Annotated in this window: 21 protein-coding genes and 1 other annotated feature; of the genes, 17 read left to right on the top strand and 4 right to left on the bottom strand. The window is 31.8% G+C overall.

The window, feature by feature from the left end:
• Positions 1–54 precede the first annotated feature (54 nt).
• Complete coding sequence (locus tag FDN13_RS06775) at positions 55–837, top strand: undecaprenyl-diphosphate phosphatase (protein ID WP_138979515.1); 783 nt, start codon at positions 55–57, stop codon at positions 835–837.
• Between the two features lie 20 nt (positions 838–857).
• Here FDN13_RS06775 and FDN13_RS06770 read toward each other — a convergent pair whose 3' ends face one another.
• Positions 858–1850, bottom strand: a complete 993-nt coding sequence (locus tag FDN13_RS06770; RefSeq protein WP_138979514.1) for a hypothetical protein — start codon at positions 1848–1850, stop codon at positions 858–860.
• Between the two features lie 386 nt (positions 1851–2236).
• Between FDN13_RS06770 and safA the strand changes: the two genes are divergently transcribed.
• Positions 2237–2854 carry a SafA/ExsA family spore coat assembly protein gene (gene safA, locus FDN13_RS06765; protein WP_138979513.1) on the top strand — a complete coding sequence of 206 codons (618 nt, stop codon included), beginning with the start codon at positions 2237–2239 and terminating at the stop codon, positions 2852–2854.
• 776 nt (positions 2855–3630) lie between these two features.
• Positions 3631–4695, top strand: coding sequence for a mannose-1-phosphate guanylyltransferase (locus FDN13_RS06760; RefSeq protein WP_138979512.1), 1065 nt, complete (start codon positions 3631–3633; stop codon positions 4693–4695).
• Positions 4696–4962: 267 nt separating this feature from the next.
• Here the strand turns inward: FDN13_RS06760 and FDN13_RS06755 are convergent, their stop codons facing one another.
• Positions 4963–6090, bottom strand: coding sequence for a glycosyltransferase family 4 protein (locus tag FDN13_RS06755; RefSeq protein ID WP_138979511.1), 1128 nt, complete (start codon positions 6088–6090; stop codon positions 4963–4965).
• A 141-nt stretch (positions 6091–6231) separates the two neighbouring features.
• On the opposite strand from FDN13_RS06755, the gene FDN13_RS06750 reads away from it, so the two are divergent.
• The 6 genes from FDN13_RS06750 to FDN13_RS06725 all read left to right on the top strand — a co-directional run bounded on the left by FDN13_RS06750 (position 6232) and on the right by FDN13_RS06725 (position 11872).
• On the top strand, positions 6232–7254 hold the full coding sequence (locus tag FDN13_RS06750; RefSeq protein ID WP_138979510.1) for a CotS family spore coat protein: 1023 nt from the start codon (positions 6232–6234) through the stop codon (positions 7252–7254).
• Positions 7238–8098: a hypothetical protein gene (locus FDN13_RS06745; RefSeq protein WP_138979509.1), complete on the top strand. Its 861-nt coding sequence runs from the start codon at positions 7238–7240 to the stop codon at positions 8096–8098. Before FDN13_RS06750 ends, FDN13_RS06745 begins: the two co-directional genes overlap by 17 nt.
• Before the next feature lie 2 nt (positions 8099–8100).
• Positions 8101–9120, top strand: a complete 1020-nt coding sequence (locus FDN13_RS06740) for a CotS family spore coat protein (RefSeq protein WP_138979508.1) — start codon at positions 8101–8103, stop codon at positions 9118–9120.
• Positions 9121–9359: 239 nt separating this feature from the next.
• Positions 9360–10328, top strand: a complete 969-nt coding sequence (cbiM, locus tag FDN13_RS06735; RefSeq protein ID WP_138979507.1) for a cobalt transporter CbiM — start codon at positions 9360–9362, stop codon at positions 10326–10328.
• Positions 10329–10336: 8 nt separating this feature from the next.
• Entirely contained in the window at positions 10337–11122 is a 786-nt protein-coding gene (locus tag FDN13_RS06730) for an energy-coupling factor transporter transmembrane component T family protein (RefSeq protein WP_138979506.1), read from the top strand.
• A gap of 24 nt (positions 11123–11146) precedes the next feature.
• Positions 11147–11872, top strand: coding sequence for an energy-coupling factor ABC transporter ATP-binding protein (locus FDN13_RS06725; RefSeq protein WP_138979505.1), 726 nt, complete (start codon positions 11147–11149; stop codon positions 11870–11872).
• Positions 11873–12027: 155 nt separating this feature from the next.
• On the opposite strand, the gene FDN13_RS06720 is transcribed toward FDN13_RS06725, so the two are convergent.
• Entirely contained in the window at positions 12028–13152 is a 1125-nt protein-coding gene (locus FDN13_RS06720; protein WP_138979504.1) for a glycosyltransferase family 4 protein, read from the bottom strand.
• Positions 13153–13355: 203 nt separating this feature from the next.
• Positions 13356–13592, top strand: a binding site (T-box leader).
• A gap of 86 nt (positions 13593–13678) precedes the next feature.
• Between FDN13_RS06720 and FDN13_RS06715 the strand changes: the two genes are divergently transcribed.
• Positions 13679–14998: a dicarboxylate/amino acid:cation symporter gene (locus FDN13_RS06715; protein WP_138979503.1), complete on the top strand. Its 1320-nt coding sequence runs from the start codon at positions 13679–13681 to the stop codon at positions 14996–14998.
• A 244-nt stretch (positions 14999–15242) separates the two neighbouring features.
• Here FDN13_RS06715 and FDN13_RS06710 read toward each other — a convergent pair whose 3' ends face one another.
• Positions 15243–17009, bottom strand: coding sequence for a M3 family oligoendopeptidase (locus tag FDN13_RS06710; protein WP_138979502.1), 1767 nt, complete (start codon positions 17007–17009; stop codon positions 15243–15245).
• A gap of 231 nt (positions 17010–17240) precedes the next feature.
• Here FDN13_RS06710 and FDN13_RS06705 point away from each other — a divergent pair, with 231 nt between their 5' ends.
• From FDN13_RS06705 to cphA, 7 genes are all read left to right on the top strand, one after another.
• Positions 17241–18233: a CotS family spore coat protein gene (locus FDN13_RS06705; protein WP_138979501.1), complete on the top strand. Its 993-nt coding sequence runs from the start codon at positions 17241–17243 to the stop codon at positions 18231–18233.
• Between the two features lie 120 nt (positions 18234–18353).
• Complete coding sequence (gene yabG / locus FDN13_RS06700) at positions 18354–19226, top strand: sporulation peptidase YabG (protein ID WP_138979500.1); 873 nt, start codon at positions 18354–18356, stop codon at positions 19224–19226.
• 11 nt (positions 19227–19237) lie between these two features.
• Positions 19238–20578, top strand: coding sequence for an N-acetylmuramoyl-L-alanine amidase (locus FDN13_RS06695; protein WP_138979499.1), 1341 nt, complete (start codon positions 19238–19240; stop codon positions 20576–20578).
• A gap of 257 nt (positions 20579–20835) precedes the next feature.
• On the top strand, positions 20836–21096 hold the full coding sequence (locus FDN13_RS06690; protein ID WP_138979498.1) for a Veg family protein: 261 nt from the start codon (positions 20836–20838) through the stop codon (positions 21094–21096).
• A 122-nt stretch (positions 21097–21218) separates the two neighbouring features.
• Positions 21219–22784 carry a DUF3794 and LysM peptidoglycan-binding domain-containing protein gene (locus FDN13_RS06685; RefSeq protein WP_138979497.1) on the top strand — a complete coding sequence of 522 codons (1566 nt, stop codon included), beginning with the start codon at positions 21219–21221 and terminating at the stop codon, positions 22782–22784.
• 122 nt (positions 22785–22906) lie between these two features.
• Positions 22907–23746, top strand: a complete 840-nt coding sequence (locus FDN13_RS06680) for a cyanophycinase (RefSeq protein ID WP_138979496.1) — start codon at positions 22907–22909, stop codon at positions 23744–23746.
• Positions 23730–26369, top strand: coding sequence for a cyanophycin synthetase (gene cphA, locus FDN13_RS06675; protein WP_138979495.1), 2640 nt, complete (start codon positions 23730–23732; stop codon positions 26367–26369). The genes FDN13_RS06680 and cphA overlap by 17 nt, the downstream gene beginning before the upstream one ends.
• The last annotated feature ends 50 nt before the right edge of the window (positions 26370–26419 follow it).

Here is a 26419-nt window from a genome sequence, read left to right as displayed (position 1 = left end):
TCTCCGGTGCCTGGCACCGGAGAAAACACTGGAGAAAAAGATAGGAGGGTTAAAATGATAATAAAGGCAATAATACTTGGAATTATTGAAGGTCTTACAGAATTTTTGCCAATATCATCAACAGGGCATCTTATTATTGCAAACAAATTTATAAAGTTCACAGGTAGTTTTGCAAATGCTTTTGATGTTGTTATTCAGGTTGGGGCAATACTTGCTGTAATAATTTATTTTAAGGATAAGCTATTTCCAAAGCTGGGGCACAGTAAGCAGTCAAAAAAGGTATATAGGCTATGGGCAAAGGTAGTGGTTGGTTTTTTGCCGGCAATGGTTTTAGGGCTTTTATTTAAAGATTTCCTTGAGGAACATCTTTTCTATCCAAAGCCTGTTGCTTTGGCTCTTATAGTTGGTGCGCTGCTTCTTTTATATGCAGAGAGTAGGCTAAAGAGGGTAAGGGTTTATAATACAGATGAGATATCCTATAAAGATGCTTTTGTAATTGGGCTAATTCAATGCCTTGCGATGTGGCCAGGGATGTCCCGTTCTGCCTCAACTATTATAGGAGGTCTTTTAATTGGGCTTTCACGTGAGGTTGCAGCAGAGTTTTCATTCTTTTTAGCTATTCCAACTTTAATTGGAGCTGCAGTATTGATGGTGGTTAAAGGAGGACTTGCTTTTAGCCTATATCAGTGGATTGTAATGCTTGTTGGAACAGTAGTTTCATTTATAGTTGCTTATATTGTAATTGCTTTCTTTATGAGCTATATAAAGAAGAGAAAGCTTGCTCCTTTTGCATACTATAGGATAATACTTGGAATTATAGTTTTATTGTTCATATAAAAATAGGGTGCATGAGCACCCTATTTGTTATTTCTTTCTATTATCTTTAACACATCTTTGTTTTGTGAAAAATCATAATCGTCTAAGCTGTTTATGTTATATATATTAATATTTAGATGAAGCATCTTTGAAATTTCAAATATATCTTGCAGTAATATATCGGATTTTTCAGTCCATGGTATTTTTACTGTAATTATCATATCATAATTGTTCCTGTCACTAAATTCCTTAAAGGTTTGTAGGTTTGATAGCAGTATGTTTTTATTAAGTTTTAGTGATGTTTTGTATCCTGCTGCATACCCCGGGTATGACATGCCTTTAAAGTAAACTACTCCATTTAAAGTAACGTTGCTAAGCTTAGGTACTAAAATATTTTGAAAGTTGTTTTCAAAGGAAAGCGGATAAAGGCTGAGCAGTATTTTTACATCGGGATAGTTTTTTTGAACTTTTTCAATTATATATTTTGTAGTATTATAGTAGTTTTCTTCAAGTACATTTGTATTTTCCAAGTCTAACATTATTCCTTTAAAATACTTGCTATTGCTATGCCTTTTTATTATTTCACAAAGCATCTTTGAAAAATATAAAGCTTCGGTATCGTTTGTAAAGATACTTGAAATATTTCCATCAGAAGAAAACCCAGGCCCAGAAGTAACATCGATTATATAATTCATATTAACCTTTTCAATTTCTTTAATGTTTTTTTCAAGGGATTTTAAAGCTTTATAATCTGTTTTATAAGGAGACGAAGGTATTCTAACTCCTGCATTTTTTAGTATTATAAGATTAAATTCCAAATCTTTAACCTTTGATACATCAAATGGGAATGATCCATCTACACTAACAGCTTTAATTTTGTTATCAACTTTTGCTTCTAAAACTTCAGCATCTATTATTTTTTTAGTATTTTTTATATCTGAAATTATTTTAGAATCTTTCTTTGAAGAACTCTTTATAAGGGCAAAGGATGATAGAAGTATAACAGGCAGAATTATTAATAAAAATCTTTTCATTTTCAGCCCTCCTGCATAGTATTATATCACATAATTTAAATTTAAAAATAACCAATTTTTTATTATGTTCAATTGTTTAGTAATATTAATAAATAAGTAACAGGTCATGATTAAGTAATAGCCACAACGAATGCATGAAAAAGTTTGTCACTTGTCAACTGGGTGGCACTTTTTCCCTATTTTCTCCATCTCCGGTGCCAGGCACCAAGTTATCGTTATCGGGGACGGTTACTTATTATAGATACTTTCGTAAATTTTTTTAAGCAAAAGAATAGAAATAAGTATTATGGCTTTAATGAACTTTTTTGCTTTAAAACACTAATTGGAATAATATTCTTGTTATAAAATATTAAACCTCTATAGAAAATAAAATAGAGGTGATATTTATGAAGAAAAAGATTTTTATATTTTTATTTCTTTTTACATTAGTTTGTTTTCCAGCTAATGCTAAGCAAAGCAATGTTTATGTAGTACAGCCTGGAGACAGCTTATGGAAAATAGCTGTAAAGTATCAGGTAGGCGTAAAAGAGATAATTGATGCTAATAAACAAATACCAAATCCAAACCTTATATACCCTGGACAAAAGATAAACATACCATCTATAGATCAGACTATAGTAGGTATGGAGGATGAAGTTATAAGACTTGTAAATGTTGAAAGGGCAAAAGCTGGGCTTCAGGCATTAAGTAAAAATTGGCAGCTTTGCAGAGTTGCAAGGTATAAGTCACAGGATATGATTGATAAGAAATATTTCTCTCATACATCTCCAACTTACGGCTCTCCTTTTACTATGATGCAAAACTTTGGGATAAGATTTTCATCTGCTGGAGAAAACATAGCTTATGGGCAGAGAACCCCCCAAGAGGTTATGAACGCTTGGATGAATTCTTCAGGGCACAGGGCTAATATACTAAGCCCATCTTATACTCAAATAGGAGTAGGTCTTGCAAAAGATGCAAATGGAGTATGCTATTGGACACAGATGTTCATAAAGCCGTATTAAATTTAAGGTGACAGATATTCTGTCACCTTAAATTTTGTATCCCTATCTTTTTTTTATTAATATTATAATATAAAGCATTTTTTTTGGTGACAATTATGTTTAATTTTACATTGCTTGTTGTTGGAATTATTATCTCAGGAATAATAATCCTTTTAGAAACTTTGTTTGAGTTTATTTTTAGGGGAATAGTTTTGATATTTAAGGATTTTTTTAGAATAAGAAGGAGATGACTTAATTGCCGTTTATAAGATGTCTATCTTATAAACGGCTGATTTACTTTTTAGTATTAACATATATATAGTTTATGTAGATTTTGATATAAATAAGTAACCGTGCCCGTAGTTTCAATAAGTAACAGGGCATGACTAATAAATAGCCACAACGACGGCATGAAAAAGTTTGTCACTTATTAACTGGTGGCACTTTTTTCATCTTTTCTCCATTTCCGGTGCCAGGCACCAAGGATGGAGAAAACTTTTTCACACTAACAGGTCATGACTAAAAGTAGCCACAACGACGGCATGAAAAAGTTTGTGGTTTTTCAAAGGTAACAGAAGGGACGGTTACTTATTATATTAGATAATAGACATAATATTTTATGCATGTCCCCCTGATTTTGCAGATATTGTGTATAAAATAAGTAACCGTCCCTTGGCTTGTACTTTTTCCTTTTTTGTAAATGAACATTTTCACACTAACCGTCCCAGCAGTTTGCCATGTATTAAATGTAACCAAAATAATCCCTTTGCATACTATGATTATACGGAGGGATTTTTATGGTTTATGCTGTTATAATGTCAGGAGGATTAGGATCAAGGTTTTGGCCAAAATCACGAAAAAGTCTTCCTAAGCAGTTTTTAAAAACTGTTGGAGAAAAAAGCATGATTGAGTGTACTGTTGACAGAATAAGAAATGTTATTGAACCTTCAAAAATATGTGTTGTGACTAATAAAGTCTATGTTCCAATTATTCAAAACCTTCTTGATATAAATGAAGAAAACATATTTAAAGAGCCCCTTAATAAAGAAACTGCTTCTTGTATAGGGCTTGCTGCAATAAAACTTTTAAAGAGGGACTTTGAGGCTATTATGGTTGTGCTTCCTTCGGATCATATTATCATAGGGCAGGAGGAGTTTGAGAAAACGCTAAAAAAGGCAATAGATATAGCGTATGATGGAGATTATCTTGTAACTATGGGAATAAACCCAACAAGGCCTGAGTCGGGATATGGATATATAGAAAAAGGTGAACAAATTGAAAATGGAATTTTTAAAGTAAAAAGATTTGTAGAAAAACCTAATGTTGATGTTGCAAAGAGCTTTCTTGAAAAGGGAAATTATCTTTGGAACAGCGGTATGTTCGTATGGAGAGCAGATAGACTCCTTAGGGAGATAAAAAAGTATCTTCCTGACCTTTATAAAAACCTTATGAAGATGTATGAATATATAGGAACAGAAAAAGAAGAAGAAATAATAGATGAGGAATATTCAAAGATTGATGGGATTTCAATTGACTTTGGAGTTATGCAAAGAACTCATAGGGCTGTTGTGCTTGAAACATCATTTGATTGGGATGATATTGGAAGTTTTGTATCCCTTGAAAGATTTTTAAACCATGATGAAAACAACAATATAATATCAGGGTGTCATGTGGGGCTTTTGGATGTTTCCAATACAATGATACTTGGAGAAAAAAGGCTAATCTCTGCAATTGGATTAAAGGATATGCTTATAGTAGATACTGAGGATGCTCTTTTAATATGCCCAAAGGATAGGTGTCAGCAGATAAAGGAGCTTGTAAAGAATATGTGCAGCAAAGATGAATTGGAGAGGTTTATGTAAATAGTGCTTGCTAAAATAGCAGGATAAAAAAGCACTCCAACTTGGAATACATTTTTTAGTATTATTTACCAAGTTGGAGTTTTTTTTACTTGATGTCAATATATCTAAGATAAGTAACAGGTTATGGCTAATCAATAGCCACAACGACGGCATGAAAAAGTTTGTCACTTCAACTGGCGGCAGTTTTTCTCCATTTTCTCCATCTCCGGTGCCAGGCACCAATGATGGAGAAAATGGCATAAATAAGTAACCGTCCCCCTACCTCACCTATTTAAATCTTTCGTAGGTTTCTTTATATATGTTAAGGGTGTTTTTGGCGGTTTTAATCCATGAAAACTCCTTTGAACGCAAGAATCCTTTTTGGGCAATTTCATATCTTAAGTTTTCATTTTCAAGTAATCTTTCTATTGCACATTTTAGATCCTCTGTATCAAAGGGATTAATTAAAATAGCACCATCCCCTGTAACTTCAGGAATTGAAGATATGTTTGATGTTATAACAGGAACTTTACAGGACATAGCCTCAAGGGGAGGAAGGCCAAATCCCTCATATAAGGATGGATATACAAAAATAGTAGAGGCGTTGTAAAAATAGGGAAGGTGCTCATAAGGTACAAAGCCTGTAAATATTACATTGTCTTTTATTCCAAGGCTTGTGCAAAGCTCTATTAAATAGGAATGGTCGTCCTTTGATGGACCAAGTATAACTAATTTTATATCCCTTTGAATGTCTTTAAAAATTCTTGAATAGGCAACAATAAGGGATTTTACATTTTTTCTTGGGCTAAAGCCTCCAAGATAAAGTATATAATTATATTCTATAGAATAGTTGTTTTTAATAAATTCTTTAGCAGTATTTTTATCTATTGGCATAAAGCAGCTGTCTGCTGCAAGGGGAGTTACTTTTATTCTATATTCATCAACGTCAAATATTCTCATTATATCTTTCTTTGAAAACTCTGATACAGTTATTATCATATCTGAGTTTTGAATTATTTCAGGCATTTGGGCAATGAATCTTTTAAGGTATCCTCTTCCAACGGTTTCCGGCATTATATATGGTATAAGATCATGAATTGTTGATATATACAGGCAGTTTTTTTTATGGGGAAGACCGATACCGTTTTGAGGTACATGATATATATCTATAGATTTATTTTTTATATTTTCCGGTATAAAGTATTCCTCAAAAAACCTGTGGTGCTTTTTAGATGCTATGCTTATAGTAATATTTGGATTCAAATACATATCTTTATAATTAGTTCCACACCAATAAAGAATATACTCATTTTCAGTATCAAGTTTAAGAATATATTTTAAAACTTGCTGGGTATATGTCCCTATTCCTGTACCTGCATACCAGTTGGCACCCCTTGCATCTATAGCAATTTTCACCTGATTCACTCTCCAATTTAGCCTATATATTATTAATATTATAATTTTTATTATATTGTGCATAAAATCTCATTTCTTATCACATTTAGTTACTGCTTTCATATTATAAAATAGAATTTGTTTTACCCTGGAGATGATAGGATGGATGGAATAAAGGAGCTTATTCAAAATAATTATAAAATTGAAGTTTATGAGATTGAAAAAATTAAAAATGCTTTTAGGATTAAAACTGACAATGAATATATGTGCTTTAAATCCTCAAATTATGATATAGATCAGTTCAGGTTTATAGTAAGTGCAATAGATTATTTATATAAAAGAGGGTTTGAAGGGGTACTTCCACCCATTAAAACAAAAAATGGAGAAAATTTTATAAAAGTAAATGAAGGCTATGGATATTTGTGTAAGTGGATTGATTCCAGGGAAGCTGATTTTAAAAATCCTGTTGAGCTTAAAATGTGTGTTAATACTTTAAGCAATCTTCATATAGCATCGATGGGATTTAAGATAGATTTTTATATAAAGAACAGAAATTATTATGGGAAATGGATTAAAAGGTTTAAGAAAAGATGTGATGAGCTTTTATATTTTAAAGCACTTATTAAATCCAAGGATAAGCTTTCTGATTTTGATAACATATATTTAAAATATTTTGATTCTCATTATAGACAAGGGCTTAAGGCTATTAAGGATCTTGAAGAATCAAAATACTTTGAAATTATGGAAAGGCATAAGGAGTTATCTTATCTTTGCCATCACGATACTGCAAATCATAATTTTCTTATTACATCAAATCTTGATATGTACATGATAGATTTTGATTACTGTATATTAGATACTAACCTTCACGATCTATCAAGCATTATTATAAGAAACTTAAAATATGGTAATTGGGATTTTGAAATTTTGGATTTTATACTTTCAGTGTATTATGAAAAGATACCTATAAGTAATGATGAGATATATTTAATCTTTTGCTTTATGCAATTCCCACAGGATTTTTGGCAGGTAGGGCTTCAGTATTATGTTGAGAAACAGCCTTGGGAAGAGGAGTTTTTTTTAAGAAAGCTGAAAAGAATTGTAGAAGATAGTAAAGAAAGGATGAGCTTTTTAAGGGAATTTGAACAAAGACTAAAGGAGGGGCAATATGGAGATTTTAGTTGATGCAAAGGAATGGGAAATTCTATCGGCCAATGCAATTATAAATTATGCTGTATCAAATGGGTTTAAAAGTTTAATTAGAATTAATATTGTAGAAAATGGGAAGATATACACAAAAAATACTAATGGATTATTTATAAATATAAATGAGTATGGAAGCGAAAATTTTAGACTTGATAATAAGAAAAATATAATGATTATGGCAGCAATGCTTGCTCATTTTCATAACTGTGCTGAAGGGTTTGTTCAGCCTCAGGGGATAAAAGCAAAGGTTTACTGGGGAAAAAGAGCAGAAAAATACAGAGCACTCATCTCAAAACTTGAAAGATTTAAAAATGAAGTTTCAAATAAAGAAAATCTATCACAATTTGAAGAGTATGTAATGCCGTATCTTGATGAGCTTATAATAAGGGCAAAGGCTTGTCAGAAGATATTTAAATCAAAAGAATATTTAAAGGCCTTGGAAGATAGCATGAAGAAAAAGGAAGTATGTATAAATTCTGCATCAAGCTGCACTGCTGTTGTGAAAAATGGAAGGCCTTTAATAGTAAAGGTATTTGATATGGGATATAACCTGTGTATAGAAGATGTAGCACTGCTTATAAAACATTCGATTGAAGATTCAATGGATAAAAGGGTTTATAAAGATATTATTAAAAAATACAGCAGCATTAGGAAAATTGATAATGGCACAGATAAAATAATAAAATCCTATGTTTCTTTTCCATATTATACTTTAAAAACAATAAAGAAATATATGGAAAATAGTAAAGATGATGAAGAATATATAGATAAGTTTAAAAGAGTATATCAAATTGAGAAGATATCAAATTTAATGGAGGTGTAGGAATGGAGTACAGGTATAGGGACAAAGCATATCTGTCAAATTACATGCTTGATACAAAACTTTTTGATAAGTTTGATTTTTTGGTTGAAGATGCATCCCCTGTACGATCAATATATATTTTAAATACAAATGAAGGTTTTAAGATATTAAAAAAAGTTGAGTATAATACAGATACGCTAAATTTTATATATAATTCCTTAAATGCTGTAAGGAAGAAATACCCTTATATAATAAATTTCAGGTTGAGTACTGATGGAAAGCCTTATGTAGAATATGAAGGCGGAATCTATGTGGTTTTGGATTTAATAGAAGGAAGGGAATGTGTTTTTGAAAATCCAATAGATCTTTCAATGTCAGCTAAAGGACTTGCAAGGTTTCATAATGCAGGACTTGAAATTGAATTTAAAAATAATGTAAGAAACCAGCTTGGAAGAATAATTGATAAATTTAAAAGCAGGATAGAAGATATGAAAAAATATAAGGATATAGCTTTAATGCATGTTAATAAAAGCGAATTTGACATATTATATCTTCAGTATACAGATTATTATATAAGCTGTGCTAACGATGCATTAGTTCATCTTGAATCCTCATGTTATAATAATTTATGCCAAAGTATTTATACTCTTTGCCATCATGATCTTGCTCATCACAATATAATTATAGGAAACGATAACAATGTATATTTTATTGATTTTGATTACTGCATAATCGATATTCCTTGCCATGATATTTGTAATATGATTACAAGAGCTATAAAACATAATGGATGGAATATTGAAATGGCTTATAATATAATTGATGCATACACATCAGAAAGAAAAATAAGCAGTGAAGAACTTAATGTACTTTATGGATATTTACTTTTCCCGCAGGATTTTTATGATATTTCATCAAGCTATTATATGAGAACTAAAAATTGGGAAGAAAGTGAGTTTGTAGATAAGCTAATTAGAAGAGCTGGATACAAGGAAGAGAGGGAATATTTTTTAAAAAATAGTAGAGCATATTTATGTAATTAAATTGTAGTTTTTAAATATATACTTAAATCAATAGATAGCAATACTTGATTGTATAAGCTTCAAAGTTCATTATTTGGTGATTTATAATATAGGGGCTTATAATTATGGCTTTTTAAATGGTTGAAAATAATACCAATTTATTATATAATTATATACGAATAAAGCCACGAAGGCTTAATAATTTGAATTATACCACGAAGGTAGCTTTTGCTGCCTTTTTATTTTTTGGAGGTGTTTTTATGCATATACCTGATAATTACCTTAGCCCGTCAACCTGTGCTGTCTTTGGGGCGGCTATGATTCCAGCATGGAGAAGAGCTGTAAAAAAGATTAAAGACGAAATCCCAAGAAAAAAGATACCAATGCTTGGCATAGGAGCTGCCTTTTCATTTTTGATTATGATGTTTAATCTTCCCCTTCCTGGAGGGACAACAGGTCATGCGGTAGGTGCAGTTTTAGTTGCAATACTTTTAGGGCCCTATAGTGCATGTATTGCAGTTACTGCATCACTTTTAGTTCAGGCGCTGTTCTTTGGAGACGGAGGAGTACTTGCCTTTGGAGCAAACTGCTTTAATATGGCCTTTATAATGCCCTTTAGTGGATATTATACATTTTCTATTTTAAAGAAATATTTTAAAAAGGAAAAAGGAGAGTATATAGCATCCTTTATTGCAGCATATATTGGTCTTAACTTAGCAGCATTCTTTGCAGCAGTTGAATTTGGCATTCAGCCTGCTTTATTTAAGGATGCAGCAGGACTTCCTCTATACTGCCCATATCCTCTTTCAGTTTCAATACCTGCTATGATGATACCTCACCTTTTGGTTGCAGGAGTTGTTGAAGGCCTTGTAACATCACTTGCTTATGCTTATGTTAAAAAGGTATCTCCAGATACAGTATATGATGGAAGTGTATCCTATAAGCCTTTATATATACTCCTTATAGCTATGGTTATACTTTGCCCCCTTGGGCTTTTAGCCCAGGGTACAGCTTGGGGAGAATGGGGAACTGAAGAAGTTGTAAGCCTTTTAGGATATGTTCCAAAGGGAATGGAAAAAGGGATAAGCTTTAACTCTTTAATGCCAGATTACACTGTTTCTGGACTTTCAGAGACTTTAGGGTATATAATATCAGCAGCAGCAGGTATAGCAATTATATTTTTAATATTTAAGCTTATAAATATGAAATATTTAAAACATGAAAAATAGGAGGATTTATGGATTGGCTTTTTAAAGAGGATGATTTTACCCCAAAGGAAGATAAAGATACATTTACAGATAAGACTGTTAAAGCACTTTTGAGTGTAGCGTCTAATATAAGAAGGCAGGATTTTATAGAAAGACATGGATTTTTATATAGTATTAATCCTGCTTTAAAGCTCCTTTCGGTTTTTGTATTGATAATTTTTATTTCATTATCAAAAAATATATTTTTCCTATTATCTTTAGATTTGCTTTTAATATTTTGTACACTGCTTCTTAAAAATAGCAGCGGCAAAGTTCTTTACTTTAGCTTTGCCGCTTTTGCCTTTTCTTTTTTAATGATTTTTCCATCGATATTTATCTATAAAAGTTTTAACAGCTTAATTATTCCTGTAAAGGTTTTTGGAGATATTGTTATAGTAAATATTTTTAGCATTACTACAAAGTGGAAGGATATAACTAATTCCCTGAAGCTTATCTATGTTCCTGATATTTTTATTTTCATATTGGATATTGCAATAATTTATATATATATACTTGGCGATTTGGCACTAAATATGCTTTATGCACTAAAAATCAGGACTGTTGGAAAGTTAGATAAAAAATATTCTTCACTATCTAATATAATTGGAAATGTTTTTATACAATCAAAGCTTATGTCTGATGAAATGTACAGTGCTATGGAGTTAAGAGGATTTACAGGGGAATACAAAAGGGAAATAAATCTTAAACTTAATATATATGATTTTATTTTTATATTAGTTATAATATTTTTGATATCCGCTTATTTTTTCTTTTAAAAATAGTTTTCTTTGGAGGTCTAAATGATAGAGCTTAAAAATATATGTTTTAGCTATAAAGATGTAACTGCACTAAAAAATATAAATTTAAAAATAGAAAAGGGAGAATCTGTTGCATTAATTGGGCCTAATGGCTGCGGCAAGTCTACCCTCTTAAAGCTCCTTAGCGGAATAATATTTAAAAGTGAGGGACAGTTCTTTTTTAATGGCACTTTAATCGATGAAAAGAGAATGCAGGATGGAGTATTTTCAAAAACCTTTCATAAGAATATAGGATTTTTATTTCAAAACCCTCAGCTTCAGCTTTTTTGCCCTACGGTTTACGATGAGGTCTCCTTTGGGCCGTATCAGATGGGATTTTCAAAGGATGAGGTGCAAAAAAGGGTTTTTGACTGCTTAAATCTTCTTGGTATATGGGATTTAAGGGACAGAGCTCCCTATAACCTTAGCGGAGGGGAGATGAAAAAAACTGCTTTAGCTGCAGTTTTATCTGTAAACCCTCAGGTAATACTCCTCGATGAGCCTATGAACGGGCTTGACCCAAAGAATAAGAAATTTTTAGGGGAGCTTTTATTAAGACTTAGTGAAAGCGGAAAAACTATAATATGTGCAACCCATGATTTTGACTATGTAAAGGGACTTTTTAAAAGAGCAATAGTTTTTTCAAAGGAGCACACTATTATAGAGGACGCTCCCTTTGAGAGCGTTGTAAACAATAAAGAACTTTTGGAGAGGAATAATATAATCTAATAAAACATATATCCTTTATATACCATGAATAATTTTTTAGGCTAAATTAGGACAAGCCTATTATATTTAAGATAATACATATTACACATAATAAGTAACCGTCCCCTAAAATGAAAAGACGAAAAAGGACGGTTACTTATTATATTATATTTGATCTAAATTTTTGCAGTCTTATAAAGTACTTCAATTGTTTCAACTGCAGTTTTCTTCCATGAAAACATAGAGCTCCTTTTAAGAGCTTTAAGGGTAAGCTGGGTATAAAGGGTGTTATCGTTAATAAGCATTAAAATTTTTTCAGCTATATCCTTAGCATCCTTTGGGTTTATATATAGGGCGTCCTCCTGTAACACTTCAGGTATTGATGTAACATTTGATGCAATAGTTGGTATGCCGCAGGCCATAGCTTCAAGGGGAGGAAGGCCAAAACCTTCATAGAAGGAAGGGTAGCAGAAAATATAGGCGGCATTATAAAAATAAGGTAGATCCTCTACAGGTACATATCCTGTAAAAATAACATCTTCCTTAAGGCCTAAAGAGTAGGCTAAATCTCTATAGTCGTAGTAGGAACGGCCCTTTTTGCCAAGTATTACAAGCTTAATTTTTTCATCTAATTTAGGCTTTATTATGCTAAAAGCTTGTATCAGACCTTTAATGTTTTTCCTTGGACTGAATCCTCCAACATAAAGTATAAACTTATCCTCAATTCCATATTTTTCTTTTATATAATCTTTGCAAAGTTTTTTGTTTCTTGGATAGTATATATCCTCTGCAGCAAGATGGGTTACAAATATCTTTTCTTTGGGATAGGATAAAGCTTTTGCAATATCCTCCCTCGAATATTCTGATACGGTTATTATAGCATCGCAAAGAGGAATGATTTTTGGTATTTCTCTCATATAAATCTCATAATATTGAGGGCCAACGGTTTCAGGCATCCTATAAGGTATAACATCGTGAAGGGTAATTACGAAGGGACAGCTTTTTATAATTGGAAGTCCTATTCCATTTTGAGGCACATGGTAAACATCTATTCCTGTGTCTGTTAAAATGTTTGGGATGTCTATTTCTTCCCAAAAGTTTTCTTTTCTATCCTCTGATATAAGCTTTATGTCTATGTTATCCCCAGGGTTTAAATCAGAAACGTTCTCATCGGGTAAAAAAAGAAGATAGCGGTTTATCTTATCCATAAGGTTTATGTTGTATATAAGCTGATAGGTATAGGTTCCTATTCCTGTTCCCCTGTACCACCTTGCAGCTCTTGCGTCTATCCCTATATTCATAAAAAACCTTTCCTAAAATTAATTACACTACATAATATGGATTATCAAAGAATAATGTGAAAAAGGAAGGATAAAATCCTTCCATTGAGGTTATTTGAATTCTTATATTTATAGGAAATAAAATTCTTTTTAATAAATTATATTTATTTCTTCATAAGATCTTCATAAATATGTGCTATATTAACCCTGTCAAATAAAAAGAATTAAACACAATGATAAGGAAAAGTAGGCTATATGAATCAGACAGAGAGAAGCTCCATTGGCTGAGAGAGCTTTATGAAGGATTATGGCCCAAGTGCCCCTTTGAGTGTTAGGCCGAATTTAAGTAGGCTGTTACGTATCCTCACGTTACAGAGGTAAGGTATGATTGTACCTGATATGAGATGGGCATTTTATGCCTAATCAGAGTGGAACCGCGGAAGTAACCTTCTGCCTCTGTACAAAGGGGTAGAAGGTTTTTGTTTTGCATAGACAAATGCGCGCTATGTCTTATGTAGAAAAGTGAATTAATTTAAGGAGGTTTAAAATGAGTTCATCATATATTAGTTTAGTATTTTCGATAATAATATTATTCTTTCTTTATTTTCTAAAGACTAAGAAAATCAGCTTTGGCATAAGAGTTTTAATAGCAATGTTTTTAGGTATAGTCATTGGGGCATTTTTTAAAAAAAATGCTTTGATCATTGAGCCTGTTGGAAAAATATTTGTAGGTTTGATTAAAATGATTGTAATACCTTTAATAATTACATCTATAATTTCAAGCATTACATCATTAAACTCTACAAATCAAATAAAAAAAATAGGATTAAAGACAATTATGCTTCTTTTGTTTACCACAGCGATAGCTACAGCAATTGGAATTTTAGTTGCTCTGCCCTTTAATTTAGGTACAGGATTAAAGTTTGTACAAGATTCATCGTTTAAAGCAAGAGAAATACCAACATTTTCAAAGGTATTAACTGACATGATTCCATCAAATCCTATAGCTGCAATGGCTGATGGTAAGACAATACCTGTGATTATTTTCTCAATAATTATTTCAATTGCAATAATTATTGAAGAAGACAAAAACCCAATTTATGTAAAGCCAGTAAAAGATTTTATTAATGCCTTTGCTAAAATAATGTTTAGAATTACAAAAATTATTATTAAGCTTGCCCCATATGGAGTATTCAGCCTTATGGCTTCTATTTCAGCAGCCTATGGACTATCAACATTGATTCCGCTTGGGAAGTTTATAATTGCAGTATATTTGGCATGTTTATTACAAATAGTTATAGTTCACGGAGGACTTGTTGCATTTGTTGTTAAAATTAATCCTTTACGTTTTTTTAAAAGTATATATCCAGCACAGCTTGTGGCATTTACAACTCAAAGCAGCTATGGAACTCTTCCTATAACTATAAAATCATTAACTGGGAGAACAAAAATCTCTGAACAAATAGCAAGTTTTGCTGCCCCAATTGGAGCAACTATTGGCATGAATGCCTGCGGAGGTCTGTATCCTGCAATTGCAGCCATATTTGTTGCAAATGTATTTAATATTCCTCTTAATATAAATGATTATTTGTTATTGATTGCAACAACTACTTTTGCATCAATTGGAATTGCAGGTGTTCCAGGAACAGCATCAATTGCAACAACAGTTGTGCTTTCGGTACTTGGACTTCCAATTGAAGGTCTAGCGATGCTTCTTGGTATAGATGTAATAATCGATATGATAAGAACAGCAACCAATGTAACTGGAGCATCAGTTACAGCACTTATTGTAGCTAATTCTGAAAATCAATTTGACAGAGAAGCCTTTAACAAGGATATTGACGAACTCGAATTGAATACAGTTTAAACAGATTAAGAAAACTCAGTCTGCTTAAAATTTTGCATTCTGAGTTTTCTTAATTTTTTAATGAGTGCCCTATAGGTTCAAATTAAAAATAAGTTTTTTATTATCCTGAGAAATCTTACGATATAAAATCTTTTTCAAGTATGAAAATATTTTTAAACATAGATATTTAAGAATATTCAAGTTTGTAGACAAATACAGCTTTAAAAGAAAAGAACTGTATTTTTTATTTTTCACTATTCTCAAATTATACAAGACTTATAAACTTTTCTATATCCTCTTTTATAACGTTAAGGGAGCTTCTCCAAAAATCTATTGAGTGAATGTCTATTCCCATAATCAGAGCAACATCTCTAACCTTCATTTTGCCTGTAACTTTAAGAAGATTATCATATTCTTCTACAAAGCTTTTACCTCTCTTTACATATTCAGCATAAAGTCCCTTTGCAAAGAGTTCTCCAAAGGCGTAGGGGAAGTTGTAGAAGTTGCAGTCTGCGTAGTAATAATGGGGTTTGCAAACCCACATATATGGGTGAAGATAATTTTCATCAAGTCCATCGCTGTATGTCTGTCTTTGTGCATCGAGCATTATTTCCTTTAATTCCTCAACTGAAAGGGAGCTCTCTTCTCTTCTTTTAAAAAGCTCTGTTTCAAATATGTATCTGCTTAAAATATCTACAATAACCTGTGTTGAGCCCTGAAGGCTGTTTTCGAGTATTGAAATTGCCTCTTCTTTAGAAGCCTCTTTAAGTGCTGCATTTGTTATAATAGTTTCATTAAATATTGAAGCTGTTTCTGCAAGGGGCATTGGGTAATCACTGTTTAGATAGCTTTCGCTTATAAGGCAATGCCCGTGATATGCATGGCCAAGTTCATGGGCAAGGGTTGTAACATCACTAAAGCTTCCTGTAAAGTTTGTCATAATCCTCGACTGCCCTATACAGTGAAGATTTGCACAAAAGGCGCCACTTTGTTTCCCTTTTCGTGGCTCTGCATCTATCCATCTTTTTTCAAAGGCGTTATCTACAAAATTTGAAAGCTTTGGGCTAAAACTTTTGAAATTTTTTACTATAAATTCCCTTGCCTTATCATAGGTAAATTTCATATCGGCATTTCCAACAGGTGCAAACAAATCATAGAAAGGAAGACCGTTTTTATGACCTAATATTTCGGCTTTTTTCCTTAAGTATTTTCTAAAATAAGGAAGGCTCTCCTTCATAGCCTCAAGCATAGCCTCAAGAGTTTGTCTATCAAGTCTTGAATCCTCTAAAGTCTTATCAAGAGGTGATTTATAGCCTCTTAATTTGCAAAGTGTTATAACTTCCCCTTTTATTCCGTTAAGGCAGGCTGCTGAGGATTTTGCTATTTTTTCGTAGGATTTTAATTCTGCTTGATATGCATTTTTTCTTAAAGAGGCATCCTTTTCATTTGCCATGTTTCTTACAACAGGAAGGGGCAGAGACTTTTCAGTGCCATCTATTGTAATTTCAACAGTATGATTTGAAATTAAATTTTCCTGAAGTTTAGCCCATGCCATAGAGCCTGTTGTTTTCATCTTTGATATTATTATTTCTTCTTGTGTACTTAAAAGATACTGTGATTTTTCCTGGTTTTCTCTAATAAAAAATTCATGTTCTTTAAGAATAGGTGACGATGAAATTATATCTGCTATATTATCTATACCCTTAAGCCATCTTTGAAACTCAACTTGAGGCTTTGTAAGTTTAGTTGATTTATCTTCAAGCTTTTCAAGATAGTTTAATGCTTTATTATCGTTAACGTCAACGCTTAGAATAAGTGAAAGGTAATTATAAAGCCTTGAAAATATATGACCAAATTCCTGTGACATTTTTATGTACTCTTCTATAGTTTGAGCAGGATTTTTATCAGTTAATTTCACTTGTGCCCATTTTATAATTTTTTCGATTTCTTCATCACAGCGTTTTAAATCCTTTTGAAATTCATCAGAATCATAAGATGTATAGAGCTCATTAAGGCTCCAGCGCATATCCATTATATAACCCCCTTTATAAAAAATACTATATATCTACTTTAATTATAATTGATAGTATATTCAAGATATAAGAATTATATAAATTATCTATTTAACAAATTAAATTTATTTATGAAAATGTTAAGTTATTGATACTAAAAAATAAAAGTTTTGTTGTATTTTAAGTCTTGCCATAATTTTTATCATATATAATAAATCACTAACATATAAAATAGATAAGGGGGCGATTGTATGGTACGTGAAACCGAAATATCAAATCAATTCGGATTTCGAATATATGAATTAGTGCCAATGAAGGGAGTATATTTGATAAAAACAGACAAAGGTAATAAGTGCTTAAAGAAGGTCAATTATGGTATTCAAAAGATTATGTATCTTTATAAAGCAAAAGAACATATCATACAAAATGGTTATGAAAGAGTAGATAGATACGTATTAACGCCGGATGGATGCCCCTATGCGCTGGTTAATGATGACATATATGTTGTTACTGAATGGATTGAGGGCAGAGAGTGTGATTTTAAGAAGATTGAAGAGCTGAAAAAGGCTGCTTTAAACCTTGCAAATTTTCATTTATCAGCGAGAGGATTTATACCAGATGAAAATCTTAAGGTAAGAAATGATATTGGAAAACTGCCAACAACCCTTGAAAAACGGGTTGCAACTTTAAACAAGATGTACGACATTGCAAGGAAGAATAAGAAAAAAAGTGAGTTTGATGAAATATATATGTCTAATGTAAATTTTTATATAAACCTTGCAAAGGATGCAATGAATTTTTTAGACATGAATATGTACTTTAAAGTATGTAATGATTCTATAAAAGAAAGTGTTCTTTGTCATCATGATTACACATACCATAACATAATATTTGATAATGATGGTAATACTTATATTGTTGACTTTGATTACTGTAAAGCTGAGGTACAAATTTATGATGTTGCAACTCTTATGATAAAAGCTTTAAAAAGGCTAAATTGGAATTCGGACTATGCTAAAATAATACTTGATTCCTATAATAGTGTAAGGCAAATAACTAAAGAAGAGTATAATATATTAAAAACTCTTTTAATATTCCCTCAAAGGTTCTGGAGGCTTGCTAATAGGTATTACTATAAAGAAGCAGGCTGGAATGAGCAGTCCTTTATTAGGAAACTTAAAGAAATTATTGATGAGAGAGAAAACTATATGAATTTCCTTGAGAAGATGCATGAAATAATGTAAATTGTAAAAAGCCTATAAATCTCAAGAGATAATTAGAGATTTATAGGCTTTAATTTTAATGTTAACAAAATGATGAAACATCCCATATTATGTAATATATGCAATATATGGGGTGTTTATATGGATGAATTTAAAGTTGGAGATATAGTTGTACGGAAATCCTATGGAGGGGATGTATATTTTAAAATAATTCAGATAATAAAAAAGCAGGATGGACAAAAAGTTTATTTATTAAAAGGTACTGAACTTAGGATATTAGCAGATGCCTTTGAAGGGGATCTTGAAAAACCAAGTTTTGATAGGATAAACGATTATAGTGAAGGCTATAAGAAAAAAATAACAACTTCAATGAAAAAAATAATACTTCAAAGGAAGGCAAATATATCAAATTCAAGAGGGAAGCTTTCTCCAAGATCCTCTGAATCTGTATTAGGTAAATCAGGGAAAGTACTTCATATAGATGGAGATGAAGAATATCTTAATATATGTCTTCGGGGATACAGACAACTTGAAATAACTGCTATCGGGAAATTGGTTCCTGAAGCATCACAGCCTGAGGTTGTCATACCTCTTTTAAAACAGTATAGGCCAGATCTTTTAGTTCTGACAGGTCATGATGCTATGATTAAAGGAGCTTTGGATTATAAAAATCTTGATAGTTACCGTAATTCAAGGTATTTTGTAGAAGCTGTAAAAAATGCAAGGGAATACGAACCTTCCTATGATGATCTTGTTATATTTGCAGGAGCCTGCCAGTCATGCTATGAGGCTCTTATGGATGCAGGAGCAAATTTTGCCAGTTCACCTCACAGGGTATTGATACATGCTCTTGATCCGGTGTTTATATGTGAAAAAATAGCTTATGCGAGTATATCTAAGTTTGTGTCTCCTATAGAAGTTTTAGAAAATACTATAACAGGGGAAAAGGGTATAGGAGGACTTCAGACAAGAGGAAAATACCGTGAGCTTTCTCCAAAATCTCCTTATGAGTAGGAGGGTTTTTTATGAGCAATATATTAATTGATGTGTGCTTTAAAAATAATACAATAAAGATGGATATAGAGAGGGTTTTATTATATGAACTTTTAAAACTTAGCTTGGATACAAATGATTATGAAATTGAAGTCTTAAAGGCTTTTGCAGTATTAAAAAGAAGTTATCTATCTGGTTATATAAAAAATTCAAGATATTGCTTTAAAAATAAAAAACCCATTGTGATTGACGATTTAAACTTTGAAGTAGAAGATGGATTGCTTAAAAAAGCAATAAATGAAACAGAGGGGATTATAGCTTTGTATAAGGACTCTACTGTGGATCTTTATTATACTGAGTGTTGCGGAGGAGGAACTTCAAATTCAGAGGATGTATTAGGATATCAAATCAATTATTTAAGAAAAGTACTTTGCCATTTTTGCAATGATAATTATTCTAAAAGAATAGTTGATGCAGAGAGTATAGCTAAAAAGCTAGATAAGAATCTAAATTATAAAGAAGAATTAGGAAATATAATAAAAAAAGTATTAAGGGATGATACAGGAAGGATAATAAGGTTAAATGTAATGGGAAAGGATATGGATGCAGAGGAGTTTATAAAGCTATTTGAAGTTGAAGGAAGCAGGGCTTATTTTCTTGAACAAAATATTGCTATAAAGGTAGTAGGAAAAGGACTTGGTCTTGGAATATGCCTTGAAGGTGCTAATAATATGGCTAAAAAAGGATATGGCTATAAAGATATAATTAATTATTATTATACAGGAATTGAATATGAGAAACTCTGTGATGATGAAATATTAAACTCTTTAAAAGGTAGGAAGATAGTTATAGATCCAGGCCATGGAGGAGAAGACAAAGGCAATGAGGTAAATGGAATATTAGAGAAAGATGTGAACCTTATTATATCAAAATATATAAAGGAGATGCTTGAAAAAAGGGACGCCAATGTTATTTTAACAAGGGATACAGACAAGGACGTACCTTTATCCGAAAGGGTAAGGATTATAAATAACGTGAGGCCAGATTTTTATATAAGTATACATCAAAATAGTTTTTTCTTAAAAGGTGTAAATGGAGTTGAGGCATATTGCTTTAGTGAAAATGACTATGATTCTAAATATCTTGGGGATTTGATATGTGGCAGCATAAGTAAAGAAGTAGGTACTGTAAAAAGGGGAGTAAGGTTTGGAAATTATTATATTTTAAGAGAAGCTAAAGTAAATGGGGTTATAGTAGAGTGCCTATATATGTCTGGGGATAGGGATAGTATGAAATACAATAATGAAAATTATTTAATAATTGCAAAATGTGTATATGAAAGTTTATGTAATTTTTATAATGTGATACCCTAAAAAGCTGAATAAATTAAGGTTTTTATTAGAATATAGAGATTAATAAATTTATATTTTTTATGTCAAGCTCTAATAGTATGCATAAAGAACAGAAAAATAGTGATATATTTAAATTTTTATGTGATATATAATTTGTTAACAATAAATAAACATTTTTTTAATATTGACACCTTCAAAAATTGCTGATAAAATATTATAATTTATATTGACGGAATTTTTTTTGCGTTGTAAAATATATGGTGAAAGAGGGTGTTTTTATGAAGGGTAAAGAAGTATTAAGTGCCATTAAAAAGAATATGGATGAGCACATTGGCGAAAAGGTTCTTTTGAAGGCAAATAGTGGGAGAAGAAAAATAATTGTGAAAGAAGGAATCCTCGAAAAAACATACCCAAACATATTTGTGATAAGAGTAGATGGAGATGACAATTCTTCAAGAATGATATCATATAGCTATTCAGATATATTGACACAAACAGTACAGTTGATATTTAAAAGCAATAATGCTGCCATTGGATAAACCGATTAAAATCGGTTTATTTTATTTTTTGCTTAAAATTTGTAATAAGTAGTATATAGGAGGCATATTTTAAATTAGATAAATATATACTATAATAGTAAATTTTGGGTGGGAGGGATATAATGTCCGTAGAGCTTATAAGGGATATAATAAATTACGAAGAACTTATTGGAGAAGGCTCAAGTCAAACTATGGTTAATGGTGACATATTAATAAATGACAGAAGTCCGGAAATATCAAGAGTACTTAATATGGATGGGAAGGTTTTGATATTAAGCAGTGAGGTTGTTGAGGACAAGATAATAATTGAAGGCAAGATGAACTTTGATATTCTCTATGCTTCTTATGATGAAAATAGAGGAATATACAAAACAGGGGCATCAACAACTTTTACCCATAACATACAGGTTGCAGGGGCAATGCCTAACATGTACTGCAAAATTATACCAAGTATTGAACACACAGAATATGAAGTTTTAACAAACAAGAAGGTAAAGGTTAATGCAGTAATTAATTTAAAAGGGATAGTCTATGATAGAAAAACAACAGAAGCAATAGTGGACATAAAAGGTCAAGATGTTCAATTGCTCAAAAATGCTGTTGAAGTTGATGAATGCTTAATTGGAGATAATGCTCAAATTGTAATAAAAGGAAGCATGGATATAGCTGAAGATAGACCACAGGCTGATTCTATACTTAAAACTGATGTGAATATTCATAAAAAAGATATATTCCTTCAGGATGGAAAAGCAATAATTAATGGCTGTGCTCATGTTAGGGTATTATATGATTCTAACAGTGGAAACGACATATATTTAAACGAGCAGGATTTAGTATTTACTCATGAAATAGCAATGGCAGAGATTAAGCCTAATATGAGGTGTGATGTATACTTTAAGGTTGAGGATGTAAATACTCAGATTAAAGAAAATGAAAATGGTGAAAAAAGGATAATTGAATCTGAGGTAGTCCTTGGAATATCCATGAAAGGATACTTAAAAAGAGAGCTTCAGATTATTGATGACGCTTACTCATCAGAGGAGAGATATGAGCTTGAAAAACAGAGCCTTAAAGCAAATAGCTTCTTTGGCGAAGGAAGTGATAGCCAGACTATAAAGGAAAGAATAGTACTTCCATCTGATGCTGAAGCAATTGCCCAGATAAAGCATATATCGGCAAAGCCTATTATAACTGATGTAAAGGTTTTTGAAGATAAGGTAGCTATAGAAGGAATTGTAAGCTGCTGCATAATGTATATGATGGCAAGTGAAGAAGGAGGAATGTCAAGTTACGAAGAAGAAATACCTTTTAAATCTGTTATAGATATTCCTAACATAAAAATAGATATGATTCCAGAAGTATACGTTGATGTTGATCATATATCCTGTGAAAGGATATCTCCAAGGGAAATTGATGTTAAAATAATACTTGAATCTAGTGCAAAGGTCTTTTATAAAATCAGCGTAGAATTTGTAAAAGCAGTAGTTGAATCTGAAATACCAGAAAGTATTTTAAATATGCCAAGTATTGTTATATATGTTGTTCAAAAGAATGATACTCTTTGGAAAATAGCTAAAAAATATGGAACCACTATAGAGGATATTGTAAAGATAAATGATCTTCAGGATGCTGATAATATAATGCCGGGAATGAAACTTTTAGTTCCTAAAAAGACGTTTATGAAGTAAAAAATATTAAGGGAGCTTATTACAGGCTCCCTATTTTTGTGTGTTTGAAGTAAATTTTTGCATAAAGATATCTATAATGGAAAAACTATTTAATATATTAGAAAGTTTATACTGGTGATGATATGGGAATGTATTATGGGAATCTTATAATAATTGGAGGAAATGAGGATAAAGAGGGGAAGTGTGAAATACTAAGGGAAGTAATAAAAAAATCAAGAAAAAAAGAAGGTCCTTTAATTATACTTACAGCTGCTACCGATTATCCTGAGAGGGTAGGAAAAGAGTATACAAGAGTTTTCAAAAAGCTTGGGTGTGGTGATATTAAAGTTATTGATATAGAAGATAGGAAAAATGCTTTTGATGCTGTATACAGGATGGAAATAGAAAGAAGCAGCTGTATATTTTTTACAGGAGGAGATCAGCTTAAAATAACCAGTTTAATAGGAGGTACCTTTTTGTTTGATAGCCTTAAAAAAGCTTTTAAAGAAGGTACTTTGATTGTTGGAACAAGTGCAGGGGCGTCTTGTCTTTGCTCAACTATGATAGTTTCAGGAAAAGCTGAAGACTCCCCAAGGAAATGTACTATAAAAATGGCTCCAGGGCTTGATATTATAAAAGGAGTTTTAATAGACCAGCACTTTGCCCAAAGAGGGCGTTATGGAAGGCTCTTTAATGCAGTTGCTCAAAACCCTCAGATAATAGGAATAGGTATAGATGAGAATACAGCCCTGGTTATTGAGGGGAGCAGTGTATTTAGGGTTATAGGATCAGGAGCAGTTACTATTGTCGATGGTTATACAATTAAATATACAAATGTATCTGAACTTTCTTCTGATGAAACTCTTGCTATTACTGATATGAAACTTCATGTACTTCCAAGGGGATATAAATATGATATAAAGCAGAGAAAACCCATACTTAAGAATGTATCTAAGGAGGAAAAAAATGAAACTTATCGATGAAAGAGTTTATACAGGCCGAAATATCTACAGCCATAAGCCCTGTATAAGGATTACAATTGATGTTGAAGATATGGCTGATATACCTACAAAGGATATTGAAAATTTTAATAACAGGCTTAAAGAGGCCTTCCCTGGACTTAAAAACCATAAATGTTCTCTTGGGTATGTTGGGGGATTTTTGCAACGGCTTAAGGAAGGGACCTATCTTCCGCATGTATTTGAGCATGTTTTAATTGAGATGCAAAATATGCTCGGATTTGACAAGGTTAAGTTTGGGAAGGCACGACTTGTTGAAAATAGTATTTATAACATAATATTTCAGTATGAACTTGAAGAGGCTGGAGCACTTTGTGTTAAATATGGAATGGAATGCCTTAATGCTTTTATAAATAATAAGGATTATGATATTAAAAGAGCTATTGAAGAAATAGAAAAAAGTATTGAGAAAGTAAGGCTTGGTCAAAGTACCCTTGCAATTTATAATGAGGCATTGAAAAGAGGGATACCGGTAATTAGAATAGGTAAAAACAGTATATTACAGCTTGGATATGGGAAATATCAAAGGAGGATTGAAGCTGCAATTAGTGATGCTACATCTACTGTATCTGTTGACATTGCCTGTGATAAATTAATGACAAAAAATCTTTTAAAGAGTGCATGTATTCCTGTTGCAGAGGGGGATGTTGCAAATAATATAGAAGATGTAATTAAAATCTGCAAAGATATAGGTTATCCAGTTGTAATAAAGCCTGTTGATGGGAATCAAGGCAGGGGAGTTACTGTTAAAATAGCAAATGATGAAGATGCAGCCAAAGCTTATGATATAGCTTCAAAAATAAACAAAAAGGTTATTGTTGAAAAATATATAGAAGGTAAAGATTATAGAGTTCTTGTGGTAAATGGTAAAGTTTGTGCTGTATCTTTAAGGATACCTCCATTTGTTGTAGGTGATGGAGTCCACAGCATAAAAGAGCTAATTGATATTGAAAATTTAAATCCTCAAAGAGGATATGGCCATGAAAAACCATTAACTAAGATTGTTGTTGATGATGTTGTGATTAATAATCTAAAATCTATGGGATTAAACCTTGATTATATACCTATAAAGGATGAAACTGTTTATTTAAGGCAAAATGCTAACCTTTCAACTGGTGGAACTTCAAAGGATTGTACTGATATAATTCATCCTGATAATATAAATTATGCTATAAGGGCTGCAGAGGCTATAGGCCTTGATATTGCAGGGGTTGATATATGTACTAATGATATATCAAAGTCTATTTCTTTAAATAAAGGGGCTGTAATTGAAGTGAATGCATCACCTGGGCTTAGAATGCATATTAACCCTACTCATGGTAAAGGAAGAAATGTTGCAGCAGATATAATAGACTACCTTTTTCCTAATTTAGAGAAGACATCAATACCTGTTATTTCAGTAACAGGAACTAATGGTAAGACAACTACAACAAGAATGATAGGCCATATTTTCTCTATGAAGGGTATGTATGTTGGTATGACTACAACAGGTGGTATTTATCTAAATAATAAATGCGTATTAAAGGGTGATACAACAGGACCTGAAAGTGCCTATACAGTTTTAATGGATAAAAGAGTTGAAGTGGCAGTGCTTGAAACAGCAAGAGGAGGAATAGTAAAAAGAGGTCTTGGATACGATCTTGCTGATGTTGGGGTTATTACTAATATTTCAGATGACCATTTAGGAATTGATGGAATTGAAACAATAGAGGATTTGATAGATGTAAAATCTCTTGTCGCAGAAGCTGTAAAGGATTATGGCTATGTGGTTTTAAATGCAGATGATAACAGTGTAAACATATTAAAACAAAGGGTTAAAAGCAACATAGTTTATTTTTCTAAGAATGCTGAGAATATAATAATAAAAAAGCATATATTAAATGGAGGTCTTGCTGTATTTTTAAAAGATAATTTTATATATTTCGCAGATGGGGAAAGAATTCAACCAGTTGTAGATGTTAGAGAGATACCTTCAACTTTAGATGGAAAACTTGAATATAATATAGAAAACGCTATGGCAGCTTGTGGTGCTTGTGCTGCGCTTAATATAGATATTGAGCTTATATCAAAGGGGTTAAAGACCTTTTTTCTTGATGCTACACAAAACCCAGGGCGTTTTAATGTGTATAATGTTAATAATTTCAAGATAATTGTGGACTATGGGCATAATGCTGAAGCTTTTAAAGCAGTATTAAACTCAATGAAAAAGATGGAGGCTAAAAGGCTTATTGGAATTATAGGGGTTCCAGGTGATAGAATGGATGAGAGCATAATACGATGCGGATATATTTGCGGGTGTGGTTTTGACTTTATTTATATTAAAGAAGATGTTGATAAAAGAGGGAGAAATGAGTATGAAGTTGCAAAACTTTTAGAGCATGGGGTTATTCAATCGGGAAAAAAGCCTGATGATTATAAAATAATATTAGATGAAGGTGAGGCCCTCTACGAAGCAATGGTAAATGCAAAGGAAGGAGATATTATTGCAGTTTTTTACGAGGATTATGGAGCTGTTATTGGGGCAATTGAAAAATATAAAAATAAGGCTAAAGGAGACTTTGATTTAAAAAACATAAAGGTCGTTTAAAAGATTTTTAAAATTAACTTCAATTGTTTGCAGGAATTTACCAATTAATA

This window comes from Caloramator sp. E03, from assembly GCF_006016075.1.
GTDB lineage: Bacteria > Bacillota > Clostridia > Clostridiales > Caloramatoraceae > Caloramator_B.
Note: the sequence above shows the minus strand (reverse complement) of the source record. Positions and strands in the feature narration are given on the sequence as shown.

What these genes read in the sequence shown, in the direction of transcription:
- FDN13_RS06775 (WP_138979515.1), top strand. Translation starts at nt 55, where the DNA reads ATGATAATAAAGGCAATAATACTTGGAATTATTGAAGGTCTTACAGAA.
- FDN13_RS06770 (WP_138979514.1), bottom strand. Translation starts at nt 1,850, where the DNA reads ATGAAAAGATTTTTATTAATAATTCTGCCTGTTATACTTCTATCATCC.
- safA (WP_138979513.1), top strand. Translation starts at nt 2,237, where the DNA reads ATGAAGAAAAAGATTTTTATATTTTTATTTCTTTTTACATTAGTTTGT.
- FDN13_RS06760 (WP_138979512.1), top strand. Translation starts at nt 3,631, where the DNA reads ATGGTTTATGCTGTTATAATGTCAGGAGGATTAGGATCAAGGTTTTGG.
- FDN13_RS06750 (WP_138979510.1), top strand. Translation starts at nt 6,232, where the DNA reads ATGGATGGAATAAAGGAGCTTATTCAAAATAATTATAAAATTGAAGTT.
- FDN13_RS06745 (WP_138979509.1), top strand. Translation starts at nt 7,238, where the DNA reads ATGGAGATTTTAGTTGATGCAAAGGAATGGGAAATTCTATCGGCCAAT.
- FDN13_RS06740 (WP_138979508.1), top strand. Translation starts at nt 8,101, where the DNA reads ATGGAGTACAGGTATAGGGACAAAGCATATCTGTCAAATTACATGCTT.
- cbiM (WP_138979507.1), top strand. Translation starts at nt 9,360, where the DNA reads ATGCATATACCTGATAATTACCTTAGCCCGTCAACCTGTGCTGTCTTT.
- FDN13_RS06730 (WP_138979506.1), top strand. Translation starts at nt 10,337, where the DNA reads ATGGATTGGCTTTTTAAAGAGGATGATTTTACCCCAAAGGAAGATAAA.
- FDN13_RS06725 (WP_138979505.1), top strand. Translation starts at nt 11,147, where the DNA reads ATGATAGAGCTTAAAAATATATGTTTTAGCTATAAAGATGTAACTGCA.
- FDN13_RS06720 (WP_138979504.1), bottom strand. Translation starts at nt 13,152, where the DNA reads ATGAATATAGGGATAGACGCAAGAGCTGCAAGGTGGTACAGGGGAACA.
- FDN13_RS06715 (WP_138979503.1), top strand. Translation starts at nt 13,679, where the DNA reads ATGAGTTCATCATATATTAGTTTAGTATTTTCGATAATAATATTATTC.
- FDN13_RS06710 (WP_138979502.1), bottom strand. Translation starts at nt 17,009, where the DNA reads ATGGATATGCGCTGGAGCCTTAATGAGCTCTATACATCTTATGATTCT.
- FDN13_RS06705 (WP_138979501.1), top strand. Translation starts at nt 17,241, where the DNA reads ATGGTACGTGAAACCGAAATATCAAATCAATTCGGATTTCGAATATAT.
- yabG (WP_138979500.1), top strand. Translation starts at nt 18,354, where the DNA reads ATGGATGAATTTAAAGTTGGAGATATAGTTGTACGGAAATCCTATGGA.
- FDN13_RS06695 (WP_138979499.1), top strand. Translation starts at nt 19,238, where the DNA reads ATGAGCAATATATTAATTGATGTGTGCTTTAAAAATAATACAATAAAG.
- FDN13_RS06690 (WP_138979498.1), top strand. Translation starts at nt 20,836, where the DNA reads ATGAAGGGTAAAGAAGTATTAAGTGCCATTAAAAAGAATATGGATGAG.
- FDN13_RS06685 (WP_138979497.1), top strand. Translation starts at nt 21,219, where the DNA reads ATGTCCGTAGAGCTTATAAGGGATATAATAAATTACGAAGAACTTATT.
- FDN13_RS06680 (WP_138979496.1), top strand. Translation starts at nt 22,907, where the DNA reads ATGGGAATGTATTATGGGAATCTTATAATAATTGGAGGAAATGAGGAT.
- cphA (WP_138979495.1), top strand. Translation starts at nt 23,730, where the DNA reads ATGAAACTTATCGATGAAAGAGTTTATACAGGCCGAAATATCTACAGC.